The organism is Streptomyces sp. NPDC005303 (genome assembly GCF_040607335.1).
Classification (GTDB): domain Bacteria; phylum Actinomycetota; class Actinomycetes; order Streptomycetales; family Streptomycetaceae; genus Streptomyces.
On sequence record NZ_JBEXGM010000058.1, the window covers coordinates 1 to 25,600 of the forward strand.

At 67.8% G+C, this 25,600-nt stretch carries 16 protein-coding genes and 4 pseudogenes; 8 read left to right on the top strand and 12 right to left on the bottom strand.

Annotation, left to right across the window (positions count from 1 at the left end):
- Positions 1-136: 136 nt before the first annotated feature.
- The 5 genes from ABZT93_RS38965 to ABZT93_RS38985 all read right to left on the bottom strand — a co-directional run bounded on the left by ABZT93_RS38965 (position 137) and on the right by ABZT93_RS38985 (position 11,830).
- The gene (locus ABZT93_RS38965) at positions 137-637 is read right to left on the bottom strand and encodes an FBP domain-containing protein (RefSeq protein WP_356113615.1); all 501 of its coding nucleotides are present in this window, start codon (positions 635-637) and stop codon (positions 137-139) included.
- 57 nt (positions 638-694) lie between these two features.
- Entirely contained in the window at positions 695-2,302 is a 1,608-nt protein-coding gene (locus ABZT93_RS38970; protein WP_356113617.1) for an amino acid adenylation domain-containing protein, read from the bottom strand.
- A complete protein-coding gene (locus tag ABZT93_RS38975; protein ID WP_356113619.1) occupies positions 2,292-3,269 on the bottom strand; it encodes a kinase in 978 nt (325 codons plus the stop codon). Before ABZT93_RS38975 ends, ABZT93_RS38970 begins: the two co-directional genes overlap by 11 nt.
- A complete protein-coding gene (locus ABZT93_RS38980) occupies positions 3,262-4,566 on the bottom strand; it encodes an MFS transporter (RefSeq protein ID WP_356113621.1) in 1,305 nt (434 codons plus the stop codon). Before ABZT93_RS38980 ends, ABZT93_RS38975 begins: the two co-directional genes overlap by 8 nt.
- A gap of 1,501 nt (positions 4,567-6,067) precedes the next feature.
- Entirely contained in the window at positions 6,068-11,830 is a 5,763-nt protein-coding gene (locus ABZT93_RS38985) for an amino acid adenylation domain-containing protein (RefSeq protein ID WP_356113623.1), read from the bottom strand.
- A gap of 455 nt (positions 11,831-12,285) precedes the next feature.
- Here ABZT93_RS38985 and ABZT93_RS38990 point away from each other — a divergent pair, with 455 nt between their 5' ends.
- The 7 genes and pseudogenes from ABZT93_RS38990 to ABZT93_RS39020 all read left to right on the top strand — a co-directional run bounded on the left by ABZT93_RS38990 (position 12,286) and on the right by ABZT93_RS39020 (position 17,739).
- Positions 12,286-12,504, top strand: a complete 219-nt coding sequence (locus tag ABZT93_RS38990) for an MbtH family NRPS accessory protein (RefSeq protein WP_356113625.1) — start codon at positions 12,286-12,288, stop codon at positions 12,502-12,504.
- A gap of 99 nt (positions 12,505-12,603) precedes the next feature.
- Positions 12,604-12,882, top strand: coding sequence for a phosphopantetheine-binding protein (locus ABZT93_RS38995; protein WP_356113626.1), 279 nt, complete (start codon positions 12,604-12,606; stop codon positions 12,880-12,882).
- Positions 12,882-14,039 (top strand): acyl-CoA dehydrogenase family protein, encoded by a 1,158-nt coding sequence (locus ABZT93_RS39000; protein ID WP_356113628.1) that lies wholly within the window; start codon positions 12,882-12,884, stop codon positions 14,037-14,039. The genes ABZT93_RS38995 and ABZT93_RS39000 overlap by 1 nt, the downstream gene beginning before the upstream one ends.
- 144 nt (positions 14,040-14,183) lie before the next feature.
- Entirely contained in the window at positions 14,184-15,335 is a 1,152-nt protein-coding gene (locus ABZT93_RS39005) for a class I SAM-dependent methyltransferase (RefSeq protein WP_356113630.1), read from the top strand.
- Between the two features lie 36 nt (positions 15,336-15,371).
- Positions 15,372-16,475 (top strand): DUF6421 family protein, encoded by a 1,104-nt coding sequence (locus ABZT93_RS39010; RefSeq protein WP_356113646.1) that lies wholly within the window; start codon positions 15,372-15,374, stop codon positions 16,473-16,475.
- Between the two features lie 126 nt (positions 16,476-16,601).
- Positions 16,602-17,024 (top strand): annotated as a pseudogene (locus tag ABZT93_RS39015) (transposase); the annotation flags it as partial.
- A gap of 415 nt (positions 17,025-17,439) precedes the next feature.
- Complete coding sequence (locus ABZT93_RS39020; protein ID WP_356113632.1) at positions 17,440-17,739, top strand: hypothetical protein; 300 nt, start codon at positions 17,440-17,442, stop codon at positions 17,737-17,739.
- 637 nt (positions 17,740-18,376) lie between these two features.
- Here ABZT93_RS39020 and ABZT93_RS39025 read toward each other — a convergent pair.
- The 7 genes and pseudogenes from ABZT93_RS39025 to ABZT93_RS39055 all read right to left on the bottom strand — a co-directional run bounded on the left by ABZT93_RS39025 (position 18,377) and on the right by ABZT93_RS39055 (position 24,731).
- Positions 18,377-18,505, bottom strand: a complete 129-nt coding sequence (locus ABZT93_RS39025; protein ID WP_356113633.1) for a hypothetical protein — start codon at positions 18,503-18,505, stop codon at positions 18,377-18,379.
- A 75-nt stretch (positions 18,506-18,580) separates the two neighbouring features.
- A pseudogene (locus ABZT93_RS39030) lies at positions 18,581-18,876 on the bottom strand (IS3 family transposase); the annotation flags it as partial.
- Positions 18,877-18,880: 4 nt separating this feature from the next.
- Positions 18,881-19,046, bottom strand: a pseudogene (locus ABZT93_RS39035) (IS30 family transposase); the annotation flags it as partial.
- A 958-nt stretch (positions 19,047-20,004) separates the two neighbouring features.
- Complete coding sequence (locus ABZT93_RS39040; protein ID WP_356113635.1) at positions 20,005-21,489, bottom strand: AMP-binding protein; 1,485 nt, start codon at positions 21,487-21,489, stop codon at positions 20,005-20,007.
- Positions 21,490-21,563: 74 nt separating this feature from the next.
- Positions 21,564-22,748: an FAD-dependent monooxygenase gene (locus tag ABZT93_RS39045; RefSeq protein WP_356113637.1), complete on the bottom strand. Its 1,185-nt coding sequence runs from the start codon at positions 22,746-22,748 to the stop codon at positions 21,564-21,566.
- A gap of 20 nt (positions 22,749-22,768) precedes the next feature.
- On the bottom strand, positions 22,769-23,800 hold the full coding sequence (locus tag ABZT93_RS39050; protein ID WP_356113639.1) for a condensation domain-containing protein: 1,032 nt from the start codon (positions 23,798-23,800) through the stop codon (positions 22,769-22,771).
- Positions 23,801-23,982: 182 nt separating this feature from the next.
- Positions 23,983-24,731: pseudogene (locus ABZT93_RS39055) on the bottom strand (transposase family protein).
- Positions 24,732-24,955: 224 nt separating this feature from the next.
- Here ABZT93_RS39055 and ABZT93_RS39060 point away from each other — a divergent pair.
- A complete protein-coding gene (locus ABZT93_RS39060) occupies positions 24,956-25,135 on the top strand; it encodes a hypothetical protein (protein ID WP_356113641.1) in 180 nt (59 codons plus the stop codon).
- Positions 25,136-25,600: the final 465 nt, after the last annotated feature.

A 25,600-nucleotide genomic window follows, 5' to 3' on the forward strand; every position in this document is an offset into this window, starting at 1 on the left:
GACGAACGCGGCGGCCGCGGCGAGCGGAGCGACACCCGGGTCCCCGAGCAGGCCCTCGGCGAGCGGCTCGAGACCGGCCTCGCGAGCGATCTGTGGGTCGTCGGCCCCCGGCGCGTCCGGGTTCGCGGCCCACGGATCATGTCTTCTTGAGCACCTGCGCCACGAAGGTGTCGAGGTTGGTCACCGTGCGGGCGATCTGCTCATCCAGCGAGAGCGACTCCTCGGGGCGGCTGGCCGAGGCCGACTTGCGCTTGCCGCGCACGTACAGCGAACAGGCAAGGTCGGCGCACATGTACTTGCCGACCGTGTTTCCCTCACGCCCGGCCGGGCCCGCCAGCGGGGCGGAGAGCAGGGCGACGCCGCTGCCAGCGTGGATGGTGATGCACACCGAGCAGATGCTGGTCTTCATCAGGCTGCGCTGGCCGTTCGGCGAACGCAGCGTAATCCCCACCAGGCTGTCGCCCCGCTCCACCACCAGATAGCCCCGGTCAGGAGCGCCCGGATCCCGCCAGCCCAAGAAGTCCAGGTCCTCCCAGGGGAGTTCGGAGAGGTTGCGAGGGAGGCTGAGTCTGCGCGCTTCTCCCTTGGTGCAGTTGACGAAGGATCCACGGATTTCGTTGTCGGCTAGAGGGCGCATTTGACAGATCCTAACGGTGGGTCTGTTCGACTTGCTTGGACATTGGGTGGTCGGTCATCAGGGGAGTGCGGATGGGGCTTGACCAGTACCGAAATTCAGCCCTGTCAGGGCATCCCGGTCGACCTTGCCGCTGGGGGTCAGCGGAATTTCCGAGAGCACGGTCAGGTTGGTCGGCACCATGAACGCGGGCAGCCGGGCGCCCAGATGGGCTCGGATCTGCTCGGACTGCTCAACCCTTCCGGTCCGCAGTACCACGCAGGCGGCCAACCGGCCGCCAGGGGCGTCCGATTCGCCGGGCTGGACGAAAACGGCTGCCTGCGCAACCGCCGGGTGGCCGAGCAGTGCGGTCTCGACTTCGGCGGGTTCGATCCTGAACCCTCTGACCTTCACCTGACGGTCGGTCCGGCCGACGTAGCGCAGCGCTCCGTCCTCGGCGATCCGCACCAGGTCGCCGGTCCGGTACATTCGTTCGCCGGACGGGCCGGCCGGGCAGGGCAGGAAGCGCTCGGCGGTCAGGTCCGGTCGCCCGAAGTAGCCGCGGGCCAGTGCGGCGCCCGACACGTACAGTTCGCCCTCAGCCTCCGGTCCGTCGACCGGTCGCAGCCGCGAGTCCAGGACGTGGATCCGGACGCCATCGATCGCAGTGCCGATCGGGACGGGACCGGGTGGCAGATCGTCGCCCGGTTCGATCCGGTACTCCATGCAACCGACGGTGGCCTCTGTCGGCCCATATTCGTTGACCACGGTGGCCTCCGGATGCCGGGACCGCCACTCGGCGAGCGCCGCACCGAGCAACTGCTCGCCGCCGACGACCAGTTCACGGCGGGGGGAGAACTCCGCCGGAAGCAGGTTGAGCAGCGGGATGTGCCCCGGGGTCGCCTTGAGAAAGGTGGCCGGGTGCTCGCGTAGTCCGGCCCGGCCGCCGCCGTGGCCACCCGCCAGGTGGACCAGGCCGCCGGCCAGGAGCGGGGCAAACAGGCCGGTGACGGTCAGATCGAAGGCGAACGACGACTGGACCAGCGCCACCCCGCCTGTGCCGGCATAGGAACGGGCCGCCCAGGTCAGGTAGTTGACCACCGAAGCGTGGCACAGAACGACGCCCTTGGGTCGTCCGGTCGAACCGGAGGTGTAGATGATGTACACCGGGTGCTGGGGCCGCAGCGGCCAGAGGCGCTCGGCGTCCCGCACTGGGGCGGCGCTCCGGTCGGCCAGGGCGCGCTCGGTCGCGACGGAGTCCAGCAGTAGCACCGGCGATGAAATCCCGGGCAGCGCGCCGACGATCGGGGCGACGGTGAGCAGCAGCGCCGGTTCGGCGTCCCGGAGCACCTGCTCGAGACGCGCCGCCGGGTACGCCGGATCCACCGGAACGTAGGCGGCGCCGGACTTGAGCACCCCGAGCAGGGCCACCAGCAACGCTACCGACTGCTTCAGGGCCACCGCCACCAGGTGCTCCGGACCGATCCCGCGCGCGATCAGCTCGCGGGCCAGGCGGTTGGCGCGCTCGTCCAGTTCCCGGTAGCTCAGCCGCTCGCCGCCACACAGCACGGCTGGCGCATCCGGGCAGAGCTCCACCTGACGGGCCAGCAGGCCGGTGAGGGTGAGGGAGTCGGGGTCGGACTCGCTGGCTAGGCCGCGCTCGCCGTCCGGCGCGGAGTCAGAGCGCATGGTGCTGTCCTTCCCTGGCGGCGGGCGCGGCCGGCACGGCGGTGAACTCCTCGGGGCCGAGAGTGCGGTGCACCGACACGGTGCCGCCAGCCGACCGGCAGACGGCGCGGGCATGCTCGACCTTCCCGGTCAGTTCTGGGTCGCCATCGCGCAGCAGGATGCCGAGGTTGGTGCCGCTGTGGGCGCGGACCAGCCCGAGGCCGCCGAGCTCTGCGCATAGCCCGCGCAGTTCAGCGGAGGCGCGGTGGGGCCGCCGCCCCAGGCTCATCTCGGTGCTGCGGGTGGCGATCCGTCCGACCGTCGCCAGGTCCCCGGTGCGAACCGCCGTGCTCAAGGCGGCCAGCAACCGCCCGTACTCCCGGCGCTCCTCGTCGGTGTAGTTCTTGGGGATCCGGTTGTATCTGATGGTGTCGAGCCGACCGCCCTCGTCGTGCGCGATGACGGTCATCGCGGGAAGGAAGCCGAGCCGCTCGCACAACCGGACGTCCCGGTGCAGGAAAGCGACGATCCCGTCGTACATCACCCCGTCTGATGGTTCGATGCGCCGCAGGAGGGCCTCGACCGACGCTGGCGGCAGGGGCATGCACAGCGCCTGCGCTACGGCACGGGCCGTCGCCACCAGGTCGGCGGAGGAACTCGCCAGCCCCTTCCCCTCGGGCAGTTCGCCAGTCAGCTCCAGCTCGCCGCCGCCGGACCGCCCGGCTAGCTCCAGCAGGAGCTCGGCTAGCCGCCGGGATTTGCCCTTGTGGGCGGGTCGGACGGTGACCACAGGCAGCCCCGGGACGTAACGGAAGGTCGCGGTGCTCCACCCGGCGATCGGAAGGGTGACGAGGAACTCTGGACCGTCGTCGGGCAGGGTGCCCTGCAGCAGTTCACCGAAGGTGCCGAAGGCCCGGCCGGTGCCCACGGAGCGGCCCGGGCCCTCCCGCAGTGTCGTGGCGGTGGGCAGCTCGGCCGGGCTAGTCAACTGGGGCTCCGTCGACAGGATCGGCCAGGGCCGACTCCGCGTCGGATGTCGTCCCGCGGATCTCGGTCACCCGGCGGACCGGTGACACTGCGATGATCGCGGCCGCTATCAGAAGGCCCACCGAGGCGAACACCAGGGCCGGCGAGACGCCGAGAAGCTCGCCGAGGACGCCGCCGAAAATGGCCCCCAGCGGGGCGCCGCCAATGACGACCATTCGGACCACGGCGGTCATTCGGCCCTGAAGTTCTTTCGGGGTGATGGAGGTGCGGTAGGCGCGCATGTTGATGTTGCAGACGATCACCATCGCGGCGTTCACCACGTGCATCACCAGGAGCAGCACGATAGCTGCTGCCTTCGGCACCACCGTGGCCAGGGGGGTCAGCAGCGAGGCCAGGCCGATCACGGTCGAGGTGAACACCAACAGCCGGCCCAGCGGCATCCGGCGGCTCATCGGCCCGGCCAGCACCGCCCCGATCAGTGCACCGGCGCCTGAGGAGGCCAGGATTATGCCAACGAAGGTCGGGGCTAGGTCCAGGGTGCGAGTCACGAAGGCAAGAAAGAGCGGTTCACAGGCGAGCGCGAAGAAGTTAGCGACCACGGTGGCCAGCACCAGGACCCGCAGCAGCGGGTTGCCCAGCACGAAGCGGGTGCCCTCGGCCGCGTCCCGCCAGACAGAGCCGGGCTGACCAGTGATCTCCGGAGCCGGCACGCGCTGCTTGATCCGCGAGGTGAACAGCGCGGACACAACGAAGGTGGCCGCGCTGAGGCCCATCGCGACCGGGCCGGTCACAGCCTGGACGATGAACCCGCCGAGCGAGTGGCCCCCGATGTTCGACACCGAACTGCTCAGCTCCAGCTTGCTGTTGCCCTCGATGAGGTCGTCGCGCTCGACCAGGTCCGGCAGCAGGGAGGTGTTGCCGATGTCCGCCGCCACGCTGCACAAGCCGACCAGCAGGACGACGCCGACCAGCAGTGGCACCGTCAGGGCGTCCAGCCACCAAGCACATGGGACCATCATCATCGCGGCCCCGCGCAGGAGGTCGGCCCCAATGATGATGGGGCGCTTAGGCTTTCGGTCCACCCAGACCCCGACGAACAGGCTCACCAGCAGGTAGGGCAGGTAGCTTGCGGCGCTGAGCACACCCAGTTCAAAGATCGAGGCCGAGAGCGTGACCGAGGCGATCAGCGGGACGGCCACGGCCGTCATGTTGGAGCCAAGCATCGACGCGGACTGGCCGAGCCACAAATTGCGGAAGTCTCCGTTGCGGCGCAGCACGCCGATCTTCTTGCCGACCATCGAGGCCTCTCTTTGCGTGATCGAATCTGGTACCCCGGCCGTGCGCGTATCCCTCGGATCAGAGGGAGGGGGCGAGGTCAATGTGCCAACCCCTCGGTGAACCGTGCCACTAGCTCCGCCGGAGCCTTGAGGAAGGCGGGGTATTCACCCTCTAGCATCACCGGGTGGTACCGCTCGGTTACCACGTACCCCTGCCAGCCGGTCGCCTGCTCGGGCTGGATCTCCACATCGCCGCCGACCACCAACGGTGCACGTCCCGGTGCGGGACGCAGACGCCCTGGGGCGGCCGGTGGAGTCGGAGGTGTACGCGACGCACGCGGTGTCCTCGGGGCCGGGGGCCTGGTCGGGCTTGCTCCCGTCGACCTCTGCGAGCGCGGTGAGTCCGAAGTCCGGGCTGGCCAGCACTGCCTGGGCGCTGGCGTCGCCCAGCACAGCCGATACCCGGCCAAGCCGGTCCTGCGGATCGACCGCGACGTACGCGGCGTTGAGTCCGCCGAGCAGCGCGACCAGCTGCTCCACGAGCGTTCGACCCGCGCATCCACTCGGTCGCCGCGGGCCACACCCGCCGCCCGGAGCCGGGCGGTGAGGGCTGCGGCCCCGGCGTCGAGCTCCCGGTAGGACATGCTGGTGTCGGCGAACCGGACCGCAGTGGTGTCGCCCGGTCATGCACGACGGATGCGAAGCGCTCGCACACGGACATCAGGCCCTCGGAGGGGACCACTGCGGTTTCCACCGTGGCCACTGTCTGATCAACTGTCCCTTTGGGGCGGCCCAAACCGTGCCGGCCACGGACCCGGTTTTGTAGGCGACTGCCGTGTCGTCAGGCGAGTTCTTCAAGTCGGCCCCAGGATCGTCAGCAGCCACATGGTTCGGGCGGCCGGGACGTCGGGCGACCGTACCACCGTCCGCAGCGCGATGGCTCTCGCGACCGGTCGCCCGTCCGCGTCATACAGAGCGGTGAGGTTGACCACGGTCCGTCCATGGGTCGTGTGCCGGGCACGGCTAACACCTCGTACCCCCGGCAAGGGTGGGACCGGCCCGGTGAGCTCGACCGTCACTCGGCTTAGCACCATCGGGTGGGCGCGAAGGTCGGTCCCCCAACCGCCCGTGCAATCGGGTGTGCCCCAGACCTGGTCTACCGGTACAACCGCAGCGGCGTGTGAGGGCCAGGCGCAGCCGGTTCTTGGCCCGGGCCGGTCCGAACGCACAGCAGTTGGGAACGGGTGACTGGTGTGGCCGCGGTAGCCGGCGGCGGCAGCGACATTCCGTCCCTGGCCCGGGTGACGGGGGCCACCAGTTCGGTGCCGTGCCACAGTCCAGACCGGCACTCGCCGACCCGGAACTCCAGCGCGAGGTCCAGCAGGGTCACCGCCGGGACGGCCGCCGACGAGAGCGACGATCCGGGCGCAGGCATAGCCGCCCTGTGCCGAGCCGTCTGATCCGCAGTGGCATGCTGGGATCACCAGCTCGGCCTCGGTGTGCTCGTGGTCCACGACGTCGTTCACCGGGGCGTCCTGTCTGGAGCCGGGTCCGCGGCCCCAGCCAGGGCCTGGTCCATGAGCCGGGCCATCTCCTGGACGTACGGCTGCTGGAGGATCTCATAGTGGCTGGCCTTAATGGTGTGCGGGCTGAACTGGCCGTCCACCGTGGCCCGCCAGGCACCGGCACTGCCGAGGGCGCCGCCGTCCAGGCCCTCGATGTAGACGACGTCGCCCGGGTAGCGGCCCGGCCGGTAGTCGTTGTGCGCAGTGAGGTTGGTTGTGAAGACCTTGAAGTAGGCCTCCCACTGCTCCAGTTCGGCGCCCTTGCTATGCTCCGCAGTGGGCAGCTGGCCGACCAGCCAGCGCAGTTTCTCGTGGATCGTCGGGAACTCGGCGAGGGTCGCCGCCCACTCCGCGTCGTCGTGTTCCGGGACGGCCATCCCGGCGGCCCGCAGGACGTCCACGAAGACCAACAGCGCGAGGTCCTCGTCGCGCAGGCTCTCGTCGAACTGGCCCGGGTAGGCCGCGTCGATCATGCTCAGCGAGCCGACCTCGGCACCCCGGCGGCGCAGCAGGCAGGCCATCTCGAAGACCAGTACCGCGCCGAAGGACCAGCCGGCCAGGTGGTACGGGCCCTTCGACTGCTTGGCCACCAGCAGGTCCACGTAGCTCTCTGCGATCCGTTCCACCGAGAGGTTGGCTACAGTGCCGGAGACAAGGCCTTCCGAGACGATGCCGTAGATCGGTCGGCCCGGTCGCAGCTGGGAGGCCAGCGGGAGGTAGCAGAACACACCCCCGCCGACCGGGTGGACCAGGATGAGCGGTTCGCCCTCCCCGGCTCGGCGGATCGGCAGCAGCCGGGCCGGGTCCTCGTCGCCAGACTCCTGGGCTGTCAGTAGCGGGGCCAGCCGGGCGACTGTGTTGTGGGCTAGCAGATCCGCTACCGGCAGCTTGCGGCCGAACTCACGCCGGATCCGCATGGCCAGGTTGAGAGCCACCAGGGAGTGCCCGCCGAGCGCGAAGAAGTTGTCGTGGACACCGATGGGGCTGACCCCGAGGGTCTCCTCCCAGACCCGGACGAGCCTGCGCTGGACGTCGGTGACCGGCGGCTCGGGCGCCCGTTCTCTGGCCAGGGCTGCTGGCCCGGGCTCCGGCAGGAGCTTGCGGTCCACCTTGCCGTTGGAGGCCAGCGGCAGTCGTTCCAGGCGCGTCCAGACCGTCGGCATCATGTACTCCGGAAGGATGCCACCGAGGTACTCGGCCAGTACGGCGCTCGTGAGAGCCTCCGGGGCCACGACATACGCCTCCAGCCGGTCCCCGCGCAGGACCACGGCCGACTCGCGGACATCCGGGTAGCGGGTCAGCGCCGCCTCGATCTCGCCCAGTTCGATCCTCATGCCGCGGACCTTCACCTGCCGGTCGGTCCTGCCGACGTAGTCGATCTCGCCGCCCGGCAGGCGCCGGGCTAGGTCGCCGGTGCGATAGAGCCGTTCCACCTCGCCGGTCGGCCAGCGGTGCCGGACGAAGCGCTCGGCGGTGAGGTCCGGCCGGCCGTGGTACCCATCGGCTAGCCCGACGCCGCCGATGTACAGCTCGCCGGTCACGCCGACCGGCACCCGGTTCATCCGGGCGTCCAGCAGGTGGATCCGGATGTTCGCGATCGGCCGCCCGATCGGCACCGACGCGCCGTCGCCGGGGCGGCAGCGCCAACAGGTGACGTCGACGGCGGCCTCGGTCGGACCGTACAGGTTGACCAGTTCTGCGTCCAGACGCTCGCGGTGGGCGTCCCGCAGGTCGGCCGGCAAGGCCTCGCCGCTGCAGACCACCTGGCGCAGGCTCGCACAGTCCGCCGGGTCCGCGTGCTCCAGAAAGGCCCGGAGCATTGATGGCACAAAGTGGATCGTGGTCACCGACTGCTCGTGGATCAGCCGCGCCAGTTCCTCTGGCTCCCGGTGGGCGCCAGGTCGGGCGACGACCAGCCGGGCGCCCTGGATCAGCGGCCAGAAGAACTCCCAGACGGACACGTCGAAGGTGTATGGGGTCTTCTGCAGGACCCGGTCCGCCTCGGTGAGGGCGAACTCCTCCTGCATCCACAGCAGTCGGTTGCAAATTGCCCGGTGCGAGACCACGACGCCCTTAGGAACGCCGGTCGAGCCGGAGGTGAAGATCAGATAGGCGGGCGAGTCCGGGCCCACTGCCACCCGGGGGGCGCCAGCGGGCGTTGCGGCGTCGACGGATCCGGCGTCAGGTTCGGAACCGACCGCCTCGACGGCCACACCGGACGGCTCCACCCGCTCGGCAAGCGCGGTCGTGGTCAGCACCAGGGCCGGCGCCGCCTCCGCCACTATGTTGCCGATCCATGCGACCGGGTGCTTCGGGTCGATCGGCACGTAGGCGGCACCAGCCTTGAGGACCGCCAGCAGCGAGACCACCAGCTCGACCGAGCGCTCCAGGCACACCCCAACCCGGTCGCCGGGCGCCACCCCACGCCGGATCAGTCGGTGCGCGAGATCGTCGGCCCGGCGGTCCAGCTCCCGGTAGTCGAGCGTATCGCCCTCGAAGACCACCGCGATCCGGTCCGGGTTCAGCCGGGCCTGCTCCTCGACCAGGACGTGCAGCAGGTGCGGCCGGTGGTACGTGGTCGCGGTGTCGTTCCAGCGGTCGAGTTGCGCCAGCTCGCCAGGAGGTAGCAGCTCCGTCCGTCCGATACTCGCGCCGGTATCCCCGGTCAGCGAGCGCAGCGCACCCAGGTGGTAGCCAGCCCAGCGATCGATCTCCTCGGTACTGAACTGCGCCGCGTCGTACCGCAGTCCCAGGCCGATGCGTCCAGTCCGGTCGTCGCGCATGAACTCCACGCCGAACGGGAAATTGGTCGGCACCACACCGGACTCCTCCAGGATCTCCAGATCCTCGGCGGTATTCTGGTCTGGCGCGTGGAAGTGCGTATAGTTGAAGAAGGTCTCGAACAGCGGCCCGCCGCCAGCGTCCTGCTGGATGGTCGCGAGCGGCAGCCGGCGGTTCGGCTGGAGTGCTAGATCGGTCGCGGCGACATCGGCGACCAGCGAGGCCCAGGTGGTGCGGTCGGTGATCCGGGCGCGCACCGGCAGGGTGTTCAGGAACAGGCCGACGACCCGTTCCCCGTCCTCCTCGGCGATGCGGCCGTTGTAGACCGCGCCCGCGACCACGTCGTCGGTGCCCCCAAGCAGCATCAAGACCCGCAGGTGCGCGGCCAGCAGCGCGATCCGGATTGGGACGGAGAGTTGGTCGGCCGTTCGCAGCAGGTCGGCGGAGAGCTGCTCAGGCAGATCAAACTCGGTCATCACCAGGTTCGGTGTCCCCTCGGCGGGGGAGGTGCGCGGCAGTCGGAATGATGTTGCCCCATCCAACTGCTCGCGCCAGAAATCCCGTTGGGCTGGATCGGCAATCGCCTCGCGCTCCAGGGCGACCAGAGACCGGAACCGGGCGACCGGGGGCGGAGCGAGCTCCCGGGTGCTGCGTCCGAGGGCCTGGAGGTAGAGCTCCAGAAGTTCGGTCAGCAACTGCCGACCGCTCCAGCCATCCAGGATCGCGTGGTGCTCGACCACCCAGAGCTGGAAGCTGTCGGCCGAACGGCGCTGCACGTGGAAGCGGATGAGGGGCGGTCGCTCCCAGTCGAAGAGGTGCTCGCGCTCCCACTCGTAGCGGCGGCGCAGTGCCTCCGGCTGCTCATCGGCGGGTACCGAGCCGAGGTCCTCGAAGGTGACCGGCGGCTCGGCGATGTGGCGGTGCACCAGCTGAACCGGCTCGGTGAAGTCGCGCAGGGCGAAGGAGGTGCGCATCAGCTCGTGCCGCTCCAGTAGCGCGGTGACGGCGGAGCGCCAGGCCTGCGGCGAGTACGGCCCGCGCAGGTGGTAGCTGGCGACGTCGTGGTAAGCACGGTGCACGGCGTCCAGCTCGCTGTGGTAGAGCATGCCAACCTGGAGCGAGGTAAGCGGGTAGGCGTCCGCCAGGCCGTCCGGCAGTTGCGCCCGATCGGCGGCCGTCAGTAGGTCGAAGGGCTCCCTGGCTGCTTCAGCCTCGGGGGCAGCATGGGTCACCAGCGGGGATAGCTCACGGATCGTCTGGGCGACCAGGAGGTCGCGCAGTTCGAACCGCAGGCCGTGCCGGCGGGCCCGGGAGAGAATTTGGAAGCTGAGGATCGAGTCGCCTCCGACCTGGAAGTAGTTGTGGTCAATCCCGATGTCGCTGCGGCCGAGCACCTCCTGCCAGACCTCCGCCAGGATCCGTTCGTCCTCGTCGCGTGGTGCCACGTACAGCGTGTCGTCCTCGTCGCCCCAGCCGTCGTGCCAGGAGTCTGCCGAGGGGTCAGCCCCACGGGCCGGGCCGGTCCGGGTCGGGGCACGCTCCGCCTCCGGTAGCTCGAACAGCTCGTCGACCGGCCGGTCAGGCTGCTCGACCACCAGCCGCAGCAGCCGGCCGTAGTGCGCGGCGAACCGCCCCGCCCACTCGGGTGTGAACAGATCGGTGCGGTACTCCAGTTCGGCGCTCGGTTGGTCATTGCGCTCGTTCACCTGAAGGGAGAGCTGGAACTTGGCGGTGCCAGAGTGGACCGGCACTGGGACGATCTCCAGATCCGCGGCCTCGACTGGGGCGGTGGTGGTGTCGTCGAGCATGAACAGGACCTGGAAGACCGGGTCGTGGTCGAGGTCCCGGCGCGGATTGACCAGTTGGACCACCGATTCGAAAGGCAGCTCGTGGTGGTCTTGCGCCAGCAGGGCGCTGTTGCGCACCCGGGACAGTAAATCGCGGAAGCTCGGCCCGGTCGGCGCGGCCACGGCCGACTCGGAGCTGGAAGTCAGCTGTTCGGGCGTCGGGCTGAGGTCGGTGCGGATCGCCACCATGTTGACGAAGAAGCCGACCGTCCGTTCGAACTCGATCCGGCTGCGATTGGCCACCGGACTACCGACAATGACGTCGTCGACGCCGGTGTACCGGCTGAGCAGAACCTTGTACGCGGCGAGCAGCGCGGTAAACAGCGTAGTGCGAGACGTCGTGGCCAATGAGCGCAAGTCGTGCAGCAGTTCGGATTCCAGTGGGAAGGTCAGCAGGCTGCCGCCATAGGCGGGGGTCGGCGTGTTGGCCGGGCAGTCACCGGGCAGCTCCAGGACCGGCAGCTCGCCACCGAGGGTCCTGGACCAGAAGTCAAGGTGCTTCTCAGCGGCGGGGCTCCGCAGCCAGGCGCGCTGCCAGTCGGCATAGTCGCCGTACTGGAAGTCGGGCTCCGGTGATGCGAGCTCCTGTCCGAACGTGTACGCGCGATAGTGGTCAAACAGTTCGTCGATCACGATACCCAGGGACCACCCATCGCAGACGATGTGGTGCATGGTCAGCACCAGGACGGCGGTCCGCTCGTCGCGCCGCAGGAGGGCGGCGCGGAACAGCGGGGGCGATTCCAGATCGAACGGTCGGTCGGTCTCCGATCGCAGCCGGGAGGCGAGTTCGTCCTCGGACGCACAGTTGACGATCCGCCAGTCGACGGGCTGATCGGTGACCACCTGCTGGAGCCCGTCGTCGCCGAGGGCGAAATGCGTCCGGAGCGCTTCGTGCCGCTGGGCGACCCGGCGCACTGCCCGTTCCAGCGCCGCCGGATCGAGTCGACCGGTCAGGCGGAAGACGACCGGGACGTGATAGGCGGGAGAGTCGCCGATAACCCGCTGCACGAAATACAGCTGCTCCTGCGCCTTGGCTGCCGGAAAGACGTCCGGTTCGAGTATCTCCGGACTAGGGCTTTCATTGCTGCTCAAAGCGCGGCGACCTTTCCTCATCCCGTTTGTCGACCCGCGCAGTGGGGAGCGGCGTCGATAGGGTCTTTCAGTGCGCAGACGGCAGTCACTTAGTCGGGCCTCATCGATCTTAGCGTTGGCGATGCTCCTGTCAACAGCCGTTTTCCGAGTGCAGAGCACAGCTGGAACAGAACATGGGAATAGTTCTACTCTGCCCCATTTGAGACAATATGGATATTTGTTCGTGCGCATCTAGTCCGGGGCCAGTTCCCTGTCGACCATTGACAGCGCGGTTGAGCATGGAGAGGATCATTGGCATCGAAGCCCCTGCCCTGAACCCGACTTACGGCCGTCGCGAAGTGATGGGTCCACCGTGGGCGGATTGCCCGGCCATTGGAGCAGTCGATGAGCAAACCCGGGCGAATACACGTGTTGACGGGTGTACGGGGGCAGGCCGTGATCGGAATGAGGCACACGTGAGCGAGCAGAGCGACGAGGACCACCGGCTCTACCAGGTCGTGGTTAACCACGAGGAGCAGTACTCGGTCTGGCCTGCGGACGGCACCCCACCGGCCGGTTGGACCGCGCCCGGGTTCGCCGGGACCAAGCAGGAGTGCCTCGACCACATTGCCGTGGTGTGGACCGACATGCGTCCGCTCAGCCTGCGCAGGGCAATGGCCAACGAGACCTCCTGAAATTCACGTCGAGGCCACTGGTCGGGCGCGCCACTGAATCGCGCGGTCGAATTCACCACAAGCGGCGATGATTTTCCGTACACACGGGAGGGTAACACCGTGAATAGGCCATGGGACGACCGTTTCGAAAGAGTCCTTCTGAAGGTCATCCCCGGGATTCCCGGTGGCGCCGAACTGGTTCCTGACCTGAATCTCTCAGGAGCCGGCCTCACCTCAATCGGAATCGTCCAGCTGATGATGCAGCTGGAGCGTGAATATGATGTGGAGTTCGCCTTCGAGTTGTTGAACTTCCAGATATTCGCGACGCCCGCCACACTCTGGGCCGAGGTTTCCGAAGTCCTTGCGCAAACTGGTCGCACGGTTCGGAAGAACATCTGATGACGGCGACCGCGGCCGAAATCGTGGCTGGAATCCTGCCAGTCCTGCGCGAACAGGCCGCTGAATCGGACCGACTCGCGGTCTTCCCCGCCGCGTCGCTGCAGACCCTGCGCGCACACCGGCTGCTCAGTCTGACCGTCCCGGTGGAGTACGGCGGCTCCGGCGCCTCTTCCCGCCTATGGAGCGAGGTCGCTCAGGAATTGGCGAGCGCTTGCCTGTCGACCGCCCAGATCTGGGCGATGCACGTGTCACACATAGATGCGGTGGTCCAGTACGGCACCGCCGAGCTCAAGGCCGACCTTCTCACCCGGATCGGCGAGCAGGAGCTTTTCATAGCCTCCGTCACTAGCGAACAGGGCCGGGGCGCAAACCTGTTCACAGCGCACAGCCCACTGGTCACCGACGGCGACCGGGTCGGGATCGACCGGATCGCCCCGGTGGTGACCGGCGGTGCGCATGCCGACGGGTACCTGATCAGCATGCGGGCGAGCGAGCACGCCTCGGAGCACGAGGTCTCGCTGATCTATGCCGACCGCGCCGACCTGGAGCTGGAGACAACCAGCGAGTGGAACGCGCTCGGTATGCGGGCCACTGAGAGCGTTGGAATGGTCATCAAGGGCAGTTCCCCCGCCAGCAACGTCATCGGCGGCTCCGGCTGCTTCGCCGACGTGGCCCGCGAGAGCATGATCCCGGTCTCGCACATCGCCTGGGCCGCCTGCTGGCTGGGCGCCGCCCGCGGCGCGATGAGCGAACTGATGCGTTTCCTCTGGAAGTCAGGCCGCGCTGAGGGCGCCTCCGACCTCTTCCACGAGCGGCTCGCTCGGATTCGGGTGGACCTCGAACTCGCCAGTGCCTACCTCACCCGGGTCCGCGAGGAGGTCGACCAGGCCCGGGCTGAGGGCCGCTCGCTGGCCCACCCGCGCAGCCAACTGCAGCTCAACGCCCTCAAGGTGGCCACCTCCGACCTGACCTTCCGTGCGGTCGACAACATGGTGCAGCTGGGCGGACTGCGCCTGGGGTACCTCCAAGACGCCCCAATCCCGCTGGAACGGCACTTCCGCGACCTACGGTCAGCGAGCCTGACCCATGCCAACGATGGCCTGCGGGTGGGTATCGGCGCGCTGTCGCTCCTCGACCGCTCGGTGACCCTGATCTGATCCGAGGCCGATCCGCACGGCAACCCTGAGCGAATGGGAGTAGCACAAGTGTCGAGGCCACACGGGCTGATTGGGCACGAGAAGACCGTCTCCGAATTCTACGGGACGTTCCCCTACCCGTGGAGGCCGGTCTACTTCGACCGAATGAGCGACCCGGACTTCCACGCCGTCTTGATCCGCCAGGAGATCGGCAGGACCGACCTCCGGCCGATACGCCGGATCTGGGTCGCCGGCTGCGGCACCAACCAGGCGCTGATAACGGCGCTACAGTTTCCCGCGGCCGAGGTTCTCGGCACCGACGTGTCCGCGGAGTCGCTCGCCATCTGTCGGCAGAACGCCGAGAAGCTCGGGGTGCCCAACCTGCGGCTGGTGCAACAGGGCATCACCCGGGCCGGATACGACCGGGAGTTCGACCTGGTCGTCTGCACTGGTGTGATCCACCACAACCCGGAGCCGAAGCTCTGCCTGGAGCGGCTCTCCGCGGCCGTGCGGGACGACGGCGTGCTCGAACTCATGGTCTACAATCGCTTCCACCGCCGGGAGGCCGAGTCCTTCCAGGAGGCCCTGAGGATCCTGGCCCCCGAGTCCGAGCACGACCACAGCGAGCGGTACGCCCTCGCGCGGAGCCTGGCCGGCTCGATCACGGGCGCGAGCACCATGACGAAGTACCTGGAGGACACCCGGCGCAGCCCGGAGCCCGCCTGGGCGGACCGATGGATGAATCCCTGCGAGACTTCCTACGACGTCGACTCGCTGGCCGCACTGGCCCGGGAGTGCGGACTGCTGCTGGAGGCTCCGAAGGTCAACGGCTTCGACAAGATGCGCCAGCGGTTCCTTTGGACCATGGACCTCACCGACCCCGAACTGCTGGGCCGGTACGAGCAGTTGGACGACCAAGCACGCTGGCAGCTGGTCAACCTGCTACATCTGGACAACTCACCGATGCTTTGGTTCTACCTGCGCCCCGACCGCACCGGCGCGGGCGAGAGGGTATCGGACGCCGCCCGCAACCGGCTCTTTCTGGACGCTACGCTCGAGCGTCCGACGGCCGTGCGCCATCGCCACGTCCTGGACCGGGACGGCGAGTACCACCTCGACCCGAATGTCTCCGAGGCCGGCAGCTGGCCCGCCTGGCCCGAGGTCAAGGCGATCCAGGACGCTGCGGATGGCCGCCGCACTGGCCGGGAGATCCTCACCGGGCTCGGGTACGACACGGGCTTCAATACCGTCCAGCGAGCCCGGGTCATGCTCACCACCTCGGAGTTTCCGCACTTGTTCGTCACGCCGGCCGGCTGACCAGCCCGGCGGAAAGGAGAGCCAGCCGTGGATCCCATGAGCCCGATCATCGCCGAAGTGAACGCCCTGCGCCGCCGGTTGCATCCAGTCGCGGACCCCAGAGCCCCGGTCTTCTTGGAGCGGCTGGCCAAGGAACTGGCGGACAGTGCCGAGCTGAGTCAGCAGCCGATCGTCCAGGCGTTCCTGGACGACTTGCGGGAAACCCCGGACGGCTCCCGACTCACCGCGACCAAGGCTCACATCAACGAGGAGCGCGATAACCATGTCTTCTCGTTCTTCGACGCCTCGTACTTCCCGAAGCTCTCGCTCGACTACCTGGCGTACCGGGCGCTGCCGACCGACCCACACCTGGCCGTCCGGTACGCCAGTAACACCCGGCCGGTCAACCTCCTTGCTAGTTCGGAGGGCTTTGAGTCCCGGGTGGTCGTCGCTCTGTTCCCGGAGAACCACCTCGACGGCCAGCAGGACTCGGACGACCTGATCTTCTACTTCATCGACAAGTTCATCGAGCGACACAACCGGATCACCCGGAAGATGATCGACTCCGTGATGGCACCGGGCAGCTTCCCGCGGATTCAGGGCGCCCCCGACGACGTGGTCGAGACCGCCTCCTCCTGGTGGGTCCAGCTGCACGAATACCACCACCGGCAGGGCGACATGCCGGTCCCGGACTTCCTGGATGCGAAGAAGCTCAAGCCGCTGGCCGGGCTAGAGGAGCTCCGGGTGGACGTCTCGGCCATGCTGGTCTGCCTCGACGACGCGCAGTTGCCCGAGCAACAGGCCCGGGCCACCTATGAGTACATCCTCGCCGAGCGGCTGCTGCGCTACGCGGTGGAGGGCATACCACGGCCCAACTACGACGCGGTCGCCTCCCAACTGCTGTTCAGCTACCTGACGGAGCACCGGGGCATCCGGCTACGCGACGGCCTGATTGAGCTGGCCCCGGAGCTGCCGGCAGTGCTCGCCGCGTTCCTGGGCGAGATCCAGGCGATCGAGCGGAGGATCCGAACCGAGCCGCTGGAGCAGGTCCGCGCCGGGCTGCTGGAGTTCACCAACCGCTACACCGACTTCGACCCGCAGGCCAAGGACTACCGGCACATCCCATTCTTCGCCGAGGTCAAGCAGCGTCTGGGCGTCTGAACCGCATGCGGGAGTGTTCATTAATCGGCGGATCCAGATGATCAAGGAGATGCCAGATGAGCGACAGCCTGGGCGGCGAGCCCGGCGCTGGAGGCCGTGGCAGCGAGTGACGAGCAGTCGGTTGCGATGCTCGTGGACCGGGCCCGTTCGGAGGGCCTGCAGTTGACCGGGGAGGGCGGACTGCTCCACCAGGCGGTGGCAGCGACAATAGCCGTAGCGGGACACGGGCGAAGACGGTGCTGCCCGATGTCGGCCTGGTCGTGGTGAAGGTTCCTCGGGATGTAGCCGGAACGTTCGAGCCGGCCATCGTGAAGAAGCGCCAGTGGCGCCTGTCCGGGGTGGACGAGATGGTGTTGTCGCTGTCGGCGAAGGTGCTGAGGCACGGCGGAATCTCCGCGCACCTGGCTGAGGTCTACGGCGTGAGCGTGCCCAAGGCGACCATCTCCACGATCACCGAGAGTGATGGAAAGGATGGCCGAGTGGTCCAACTGCCCGCTCGACCGCGTGTATCCGGTGCTGTTCGTGGACGCGATCAACGTGAAAATCAGGGTCCTGTCGACGATCTTGTGAGCCGGACGGTTTAGCAGATCGCACCAATTGTTCGCGATCACGCATTGGGTGCTCTCCTGATGTGCTCTTGAAGCTGTTCCCGTACCTGTCCGCGCTGCTGCTCGAGGAAGTCGAACGGCGGCCGGACACCGTGGCACTGAGGAGGCGGGTGCTGGCGGCAACCGGGTCGTGCCGGTGCGGCCAGAGCTCGGGTCCACGGCCGGTATGTACGCAGGCTGCGTGACGTCGCCTGGGCGGGCTCGGCCTCGTGATCGCGTTATGCATACGCCGCTTCCGCTGCGAAACCCGGAGCTCGGCTGTTCCTACGTCCGCGGTGTACGCGGTGTTCGTCGAGCCGGATCACGCACGTGCTGCTACCCGCGCTGGCACTGCCCGGCGGACGGACGCGGTGGCGGTGGCGGTGATCGAGGAAGGGCTGGAGATGGCCGCCAACGGCATGGGCCGCCGCCGGCTCGCGGAGCGTCTGGGCCGTCCCAGGGCGACGGTCCGCGGCCGACTGCGTCGCTTCAACTCCGTGGCAGAGCAGATCCGTTCGCTGTTCACTACGGTGCTGGTCTCGGTCACGGACGATCGGGTGGTGCCGGAGCCGGCTGGAGGCCAGCTCGCCGATGCGGTCGCCTCGGTACTGGCCGCTGTTGCGGATGTCGCCGAGTGGTTCGCCAAGGGCACGCTGTCGCCGTGGGAGCTGGCCTGACGCACGACGCGGGGTATGTGCGGGCGCCCTCCGCGCCAGCTACTTGATCAACACGGGCTACCCCGGGGCGAGCGATGGGTTGGTGGCCAGCCTGTTGATGTCGGCCCGTCGCTGGTGACGGGCCGACATCAACAAGGAAGTGACGTCGCTGATGCCATCACTTGAAGACGAGGACCGCCTCCGGGCCGAACCGACACGGCAGGTGGCCCTGTTCCGCTATGCATCATCCAGGACCTGATCAATCCGCACCTGTCCATCCGCCAGCGCGGAGTGTCGGCCTCCGAGATCGCGGACAAGGATCCACGCCGACGCTCACGGCCGCCAGGTCAGGGTCTCCCGGGCCACGCTGGACCCGTCACTACCGCCGCGCGAATTCCCTGCGCTGGTCCCCGAGCCGCGCAAGGTCCACCCCCGCACACCGGCCGAAGTCCTCAACATGGCGGTCGCGTTGCAGGGGGATAAGCCCGAACGCACCGCCGCCCAGGGCAGGCGGATCCTGCGGCCCTCCTCGGGCTGGGCCCTGCGGAGCGCACGCTGCAGCGAACCCTCGCTGCCGCGGGGGTAAACCTCCCGCCGACGCCGCCTTCAGAAGGTTCGAGGCCAGGAAGTCGAACGAGTTGTGGACCGGGGACGCGCTTCACGGGCCGAAGATCTGCGGCAAGAAGACGTACCCTTCGCCGACGATCACAGCCAGGCGGTCGTCGGCCACCGGTTCGGCTTCGCCGAGGACACCGTCCGTCTCGCCGCTGCCCTCAGACCGGCTCATGCCTGCAGGAAGTCCGAAATGGTCTACGTCGCAATGGAAGTGTGGGTCTGCTGCAGGTTCGGGTGACAGGTGCGGTCACGCGGCCTGGAGGGCCGGCGTAGTCATCACGGTCTCGAATTCGACGGGTGTCAGCCGACCGGGCGACGTTTGTCGGCGGCGTCGGTGGTAGGTCCGCTCGATCCAGGTGACGATCGCGACCCGCAGTTCTTCACGGGTGACCCAGACCCGGCGGTCGAGGACGTACTTCTGCAGCAGGCTGAAGGAGGACTCCATGGCCGCGTTGTCACCTGCAGCTCCAAACCTTCCCCTATCGATCTGGCCATCCGGTGGCAGTCGAGCGCCCGGACGTACTTCCGGCAGCGGAACTGGGCGAGTTCAACCAGTCGTTGCACAACCAGGCTGTTGCAGCGAGCGTAGTTGCTCTTCGAAGACGTCGGCGGGTGTCCGCCAGGCCGAGGGTCTTGCGGGGCCGGTTGTTGATCGCCATGGCGATGGCTTCGAGGTCCGTGGACAACCACCGGGACGGATCGGTGCCCTTCGGGGTCCTCTGTATGTGTCAAGGTGTCTGGTGTGCGTAGGCTCGGTTTCGGCATGGTGGACATAAGCCGTGGCGCTGGGCTGGACGTCGACAACCTGTTCTCGCCGCGCGAGCAGCCATGACGTCACGTGGTGTCCCAGGCCTGGCGTTCTCGACGGCCCATCGCCGCTGGGGCCATTGGCGGGCCCAGTCCAGCATGCGCTGGTACTCCCGGAGATTCCCGTCGATGCGGATCGATGCCGATCAGCATCATCGGCGGTCCTCTTCTCGACGTCGGGTCGGTGGAATCCGCAGCTGACATCTCGACTTCGAGAAACGTGGGGTGGCCGGTACTCATGCCTCTCTTGAGTCAAGCCGCGAACGGATACCGGGCAAGTCGACACACCCAAAGAGAGCCAGCCCTTGCACGCGGCAGAAAGTTCTCGAGTCAGCCTGCCCGGCGTTCTGCGGCACGTTACGGGCGGCCAACCCGATCACGAACACCGCTACCCCCAATGCAAGTCGGAAGTACTGACGCAGCAGCCCGTTCGTGTTCTCGTTCGTCAGTCGTTGCCAGGGCGAGTGGGGATCGGCGAACAACACCTTCGTTCCGGTATCGATGGACCCCGAAGTCGGTGGCCACCTGCTCGACCGTCACACCCGGCCCGCGGTTCCTCGTGACCCCTACGACATCCTGGCGGACCCTACGGATAAGGCTTGGGCACAGCGACATCTTTCCCACCCGCCCCACAGGGCAAGCCAGTTCAGATGCCGCTTGATCGTGCAGCAGACCCTGTCTTCGTGGACGCGTGGTTGCTGGGTCGCCCGCCGCGTCGGTGATGGCAAGAGCCCCGGTGACGCTCAGTGTTGCTTGAAGCGCAACTTCTGCCGCCAGGTCTTCAAGCTCCTCGAACGAGGGAACCAGCCGAATGAGGGAGGACTCCCTCAAGCAGCTTGACAAGGCATAGCAGCCCCAAGGTTATCAGTGCCCTGCGAGCGTACGGGCCACCGCGTCCCGATCGACCTTGCCACTGTGGGTGCGCGGCAGCACCTCCAACGTGGTGAAGGAGCGCGGGATGTACGGGTCCGGCAGGTTGCAGCGCAGCTTCTCCGCCGCCCAGGCGCCGTCTAGCGGTTCGGCGCCCGCGTCGACGGTCACCGCGCAGTGCAGCGAGCGCGATCCTTGCCCATCGTCCAGAGCCACGCAGACCGCAGCGGAGACGGTTGGCAGCTCCAGCAGCCACACCTCGATCTCCAGCAGGTTGACCCGGTAGCCGCGGATCTTCACGTCCTTGTCCTGGCGGACCAGGAAGGTCAACTCGCCGTCGTCCAGCCGGACGAGGTCGCCGGTACGAAAGGCCTTGGTGTGCCCGCGTGGGGTCGGGTCTACGGTGATGAAGCGCTTGGCGTTCAGGTCCGGTTGGTTGAGGTAGCCAGGCGACAGCGGCGCACCGGCCACCAGCAGCTCGCCGATATTCGGCTCGGCCGCATCCAGCGGGTCAATCAGCAGCTCGCAGCCCGGTAGTGGCGCGCCGATCGGCGGCAGCGCGGGCCAGGAACTACTGGGGCCGGTCAGGGTGTGCACCGTGACCATCGCGGACTCGCTCTGCCCGTAGTGGTTGTTCAGTCGACACTGTGGCAGCCGGGCGAACAGCGCGCGGATGTCCGGCGTGCACACCAGCTGCTCGCCAGCCGCGTTGACCTCGGCGAGCGCCAGGTGGTCCAACGACACTTCCTCGGCTGCCGCCACGGCGAGCATCTGCAGGGCGACGTACGGCAGGAAGAGCCGCTCGATCTGGGTCTCGCCTAGCCACTCCAGCAGCTCGAAGGGGTCCTGTCGCAGCTCCTCCGGCACCATGACTAGCGTGCCGCCGCCGCATAGGGTGCCCAGCACTTCCTGGAAAGAGACGTCGAAGTTGAGTGGGGCGAACTGGGCGGTGCGCAGGTCCCGGCGGACGGAGTGGTCGCGCTGCCAGTCAGCCATGGTGTCCAGGCAGCTGTGCAGGACCGAGACGCCCTTAGGCAGGCCGGTGGAGCCGGAGGTGTAGATGATGTACGTTCCCAGCTCGGGTCGGCACGCCACCTTCTCGGCCGTGCCGGTGGTCGGCATGTCGGCGATCGGCAGGCCGGGCACCGACACCTTGAACTGCGGCGGCTCATCCGCATACAGCAGCAGGCTGGCGCCACTGTCCTTAAGCATGTGGGCGAGCCGGGCTGCCGGGTACTCGCTGTCTAGTGGCAGGTAGGTGGCACCGGCCCACATGGTGCCGAGCATCGCGGCCACCACAGCGGCACCGCGCCGTCCTGTAACCGCGACGCGGTCTTTGGGGACGATCCCAGCCGCCGTCAGGCCGTCGGCGATGCCCCGAACCCAGGCCAGCAGCTGCCCGTAAGTCAGGCTGAGCCCACCGTCGACGACGGCAATCTTGTCAGGCGTGGCGAGGGCCTGCTGCTCGAACGCGGCCACCAGGCAGGGCGGTCGGGACTCGCCGCCCCAGAGCGAAAGTAGAGCGGGACTCATGTGATTCCTCCAGGGGTGGGTCAGAACTGCTCGTCGTCCTCGTCGAGAAAATCCTCGGAGTCGAAGAGTTCGTCGATACTGAGCATCCCGGCGACGACCGCGAAGTAGCGGCCGGTCAGTTCAGCGGACTCTCCGATCTCCCGCAGCATCTGCAGCCGAGACGGCGTGATGGTGAGCCTGGCGAGCTCTAGGGTGCTCTGGTACGGCTCGGTGAGCGCCTCGTCCCGGCGCCGGGTGAACCGGGCCAGTGAGGTGTCGACTTGACGACGATCGCCGAGGTTCGTGGCCGCCAGCTCCTCGGACAGGAAGCTGGCCTGGAGCAGCGCATTGGTGATTCCACGGGCACTAATGGTGTCCAGGTGGTGTCCGGCGTCGCCCACCAGAGCCCAGCCGGGGCCGTACCCACGGCGGAAGTAGTTCTGCTGGTCGCCGGTCCCGATGGTCGGCTCGACCTGTTCGGCCGCGGCGAGCTGCAGGTACAGCTCAGGCGCGGAGCCGCGAACGGCCTCCAGGTGGTGGCGGAACGGGTCCTGCCGGATTTCAGCGAAGCGGTCCTGCGGGAAGTAGGTGGAAATCAACGTCAGTTCGTCGTGAGTGGGGATTCGGACGACCCAGTTGCCGGGACTCTCGTGGAAGCCGAAGCCGGTGCTGAGACCGGCCCAGCCGCTGTAGTACACGCAGCTGGCCCGCGGGTTGCTCGACTCCACCAGTGCATTGACCAGTTGGGCCACCCGGGAGCGCATCCCGTCCGCCCCGATCACCAGCCGGGCATGCTCGGTGCGCATGCCGCTCGCGGTGCGGAACCGAACGCCGGTGACCCGGCCCTCGGACCACACCAGCTCCTGGAGGTTGGCCCGGTCGACAAACTCGACGCCTGCTTTGACGGCCGCGTCGACCAGCAACTGGTCCAGCACTCGGCGGCGTGGGGCGAAGGCGGCCGACGCCCCCGGCATCACCGGCGCCGGGCCAGCCAGCCGGACGCCGCCGACCTCGTAGCTGACGGTGTCCAGCACAGGGCAGCCGGATTCCAGCAGCGCCGGGAGAATGCCCCACTCAGAGAGCTTGGCCACGCCGGGCTGATGGATGTACAGGGTGGACATGACGTCCGAGGGGAATGCAGCCCGGTCAATCAGCAGAACCCGCTGCCCAGAACGGGCCAGCAGTAGCGCGCTGGCGGCGCCCGCAACCCGGGCGCCCACCACCACGGCGTCCCAGCCCCCGCCCCTCATCGGTCCACCTCCGAGAGACGCCTGGCGTCGGCGGGCCGCTCGGCCGGAGCCAGCTTTCCCGCGACCAGGTCGTCGAGCGTCCGCGCCGTGGCGCGTAACGTCGGTTCCACGTAGTGGGTGACCAATGGGAACTCGACGCCGATCCGCTGGCGCACCCGCGCGGTGAACCACGTAGCCAGCAGCGACTGCCGGCCGAGTGTCGAGAACCCGTCCTCAGCGCCGATAGTGCCCACGATCACGTCCGGCCCGCCGGTGTAGGCGTGCATCAACAGGCTAATGACGTCCAGCAGGAACATGTAGTCCGTGGTCCGGTGCCAGGTCTCGATCTGTTGCGCCCGCTCAGCCAGGTCGGCGTCCAGCGCCAAGACCAGCAGCTCGCCGCGGAACCTCTGACTGGCCGGGCAGGGCTGGTCCAGCGGGAGTTGCAGAAGGTCGGCGGCACCGGACAGGTGCTCGGCCCAGTAGGCGAGTTGGTGCTCCGCCGGGCCGCTGGCCAGCGTGTCGGCGTAACCCCGGCCGATCGCGGCAGTGATCACCGCGATGGACCGGCCGTCGATGACGATGTGGTGCAGGTTCAGGAGCAGCGTCCGCTCCTCGTCCGCCGAACGGAACAGTCGGAAGTCGAAAACCCCCGGGCGTTCCAAGGCCAACGGCGCCGCGGCGAACTGGCTCACCCGGGCCCGGAGGGAACCGGGATCCCCTCTTAGGTCGTGCACGGGAAGAGTGAAACCCAGGCAATCGACGACGACTTGTACAGGCTGGTCATCGATTACGGAGGAAACGGTCTGTAAGGCGACACGACAGGATATCACTGCACGGATTGTCTGTTCCAACGCCGGGGCGTCAAGTTCTCCCTGGTTCTCGTGGGCCACAGGGCCGTTGTAAAGCGGAAGCCGCGGATGGATATTGTGTAGGAGCCACAGCCTGCGCTGTTGCGGCGAGATGGGAACAACACGCTCAGGCATGGGCCAATCCCCCGCTCTCATCACTGCAAGATGCCGCGAAACTACCGCACTCGATGCGATCATGAAAGAGGTCAAATTCCTTAGCTTGACTCTGGACCGCTTGGGTCAAGCTTCCGGTGTCCTGAGTCATTACCGGTAGTTGGTTAAATCCGGCCGGTGGTGGGGATTGACGACGGGTTGGGTTGGTCGTAGGCCGGTGGTAAGAGTCAACTGCCCGGCTGAGGGCTGAAGATGACTGAGCTTCTTCAGCGTTGCCGCTCCAGCGTGAGGATGGCCTTGGCGATTGACGTCATTCGATTCGGGCTGCACCGGGACCTGCGGAAGATGCGCCAGGACTTCAGGCGGGCGACGCCGCGCTCGACCGGCGCTCGTGCAGAGGCCAGTGCCCGGTTGAGGGTCGTCTCGGTGAGGGTGAGTTTCTGCAGGGGCTTGCGTTTGATGCCGGTGGTCAGCCACGGGCCGCCGCCCTGGTAGGCGAGATCGGCCAGGATGGGAACGCCCTGGCGCTCGCAGATACGGATGATCCGGTGGGTGCGAGCCGCGGTCAGGTCGTGTGTCCGGCCCGGCAGAGCGGGTGAGAGCCACAGCAGCCGGCCATCGGGTCGGTGACGACCTGCACGTTCACGCCGTGGCGCCGGTGTTTGTGGGAATAGTCGGCCCGCCCGTCGCCGACCCGGTCGCACTCGGCGAGAGTGCCGTCCAGGAGGACGAAGTCCGCCATGGTCTCGCGCAGGACCTTCAGCAGACCCGGTGCCCGGTCGGCGAGCAGGTCGATGACCTGGCTGGTGTAGGCGTGGGCGGTGGACTCGCTGATCCCGAACCCGGCGGCGATCTTTGCCAGGGTGGTGTGTTCGCGCAGGTACACCAGTGCCACCATCGCGCGTTGGGACGGGCGGAGCTTGCAGCGGCGGTCGCCCTCACGAGTGACGATCAGCATCGTCACCCACTCCACGAGCGCATGCGGCAGGTCGAGTGCGGCAGGATGGATGACCAACGAGGCCCCCGAGCAACGTGATTGAGACGTCAGACATCTCGATCAACAGCCCGGGGGCCTCATTCGTTGCGCTTCACCGGCCATCACCTGATCGGTGGCCAACTCGAAGAAGCTCACTGCTCGCCGTCCGTGTCCGCCCCGTGCCGGGTCCGCTGGAGGACTACGCAGCCTGGTTCGACGACATCTTCTTCAGCCTGGCCCAGCGGCGAGGGTTCCGCGAGTAGGTGACCGGGCTACTGGCGCCGCCGGAGCGAAACAAGACGATCACCTGCCTGGCCGGGGCTGAGCCGGTGACCGGTGCGGGAATGCCGGGGGTGCAGCGGCTGCAGTGCTTCCTGCTGGCCCAGGGCGTTACGGTCCATTCGTTCCTGGCTCACCCCGCCACCACCCTCAGCCGCTGGTGACGGGCATGGACGGACAAGGACCCACCCCTGACCTCCAGGCCCTGATCAACGCAGTCACCACCGGACACGGCCTTGACCTCTACCACCGGATTTGACGAACTACCGGTAGCGACAACGCTCCTCCCCTGCCTGAAGTCCGCGACAACTGACCTCACGCGCAGCGACCGACCGGGCTTGGTATGGCGCGGAACACGGTAGCCGTCAGATTGAGCGCGGCAGACGTTGCGGCTCTGGCACACGGCCTCGACCCTGCACGGGCAGACCATCGCGCCCTGTACGTGGCACTCACGCGCACCCGCCTCGACACCATTGCCCTAACGTGAAAGTGGCACGCCCCATACATCCCAGGCTGTAGTTCGATCCGATCGCTGCGGACCGGCCAGACGGGCGCGGTCCGGCTCTGAGCGGGCCAGCGTCGGCGTAGGCGGGAGGATCGGCACGTGAGCCCAGCCCGTCGACGCGGCC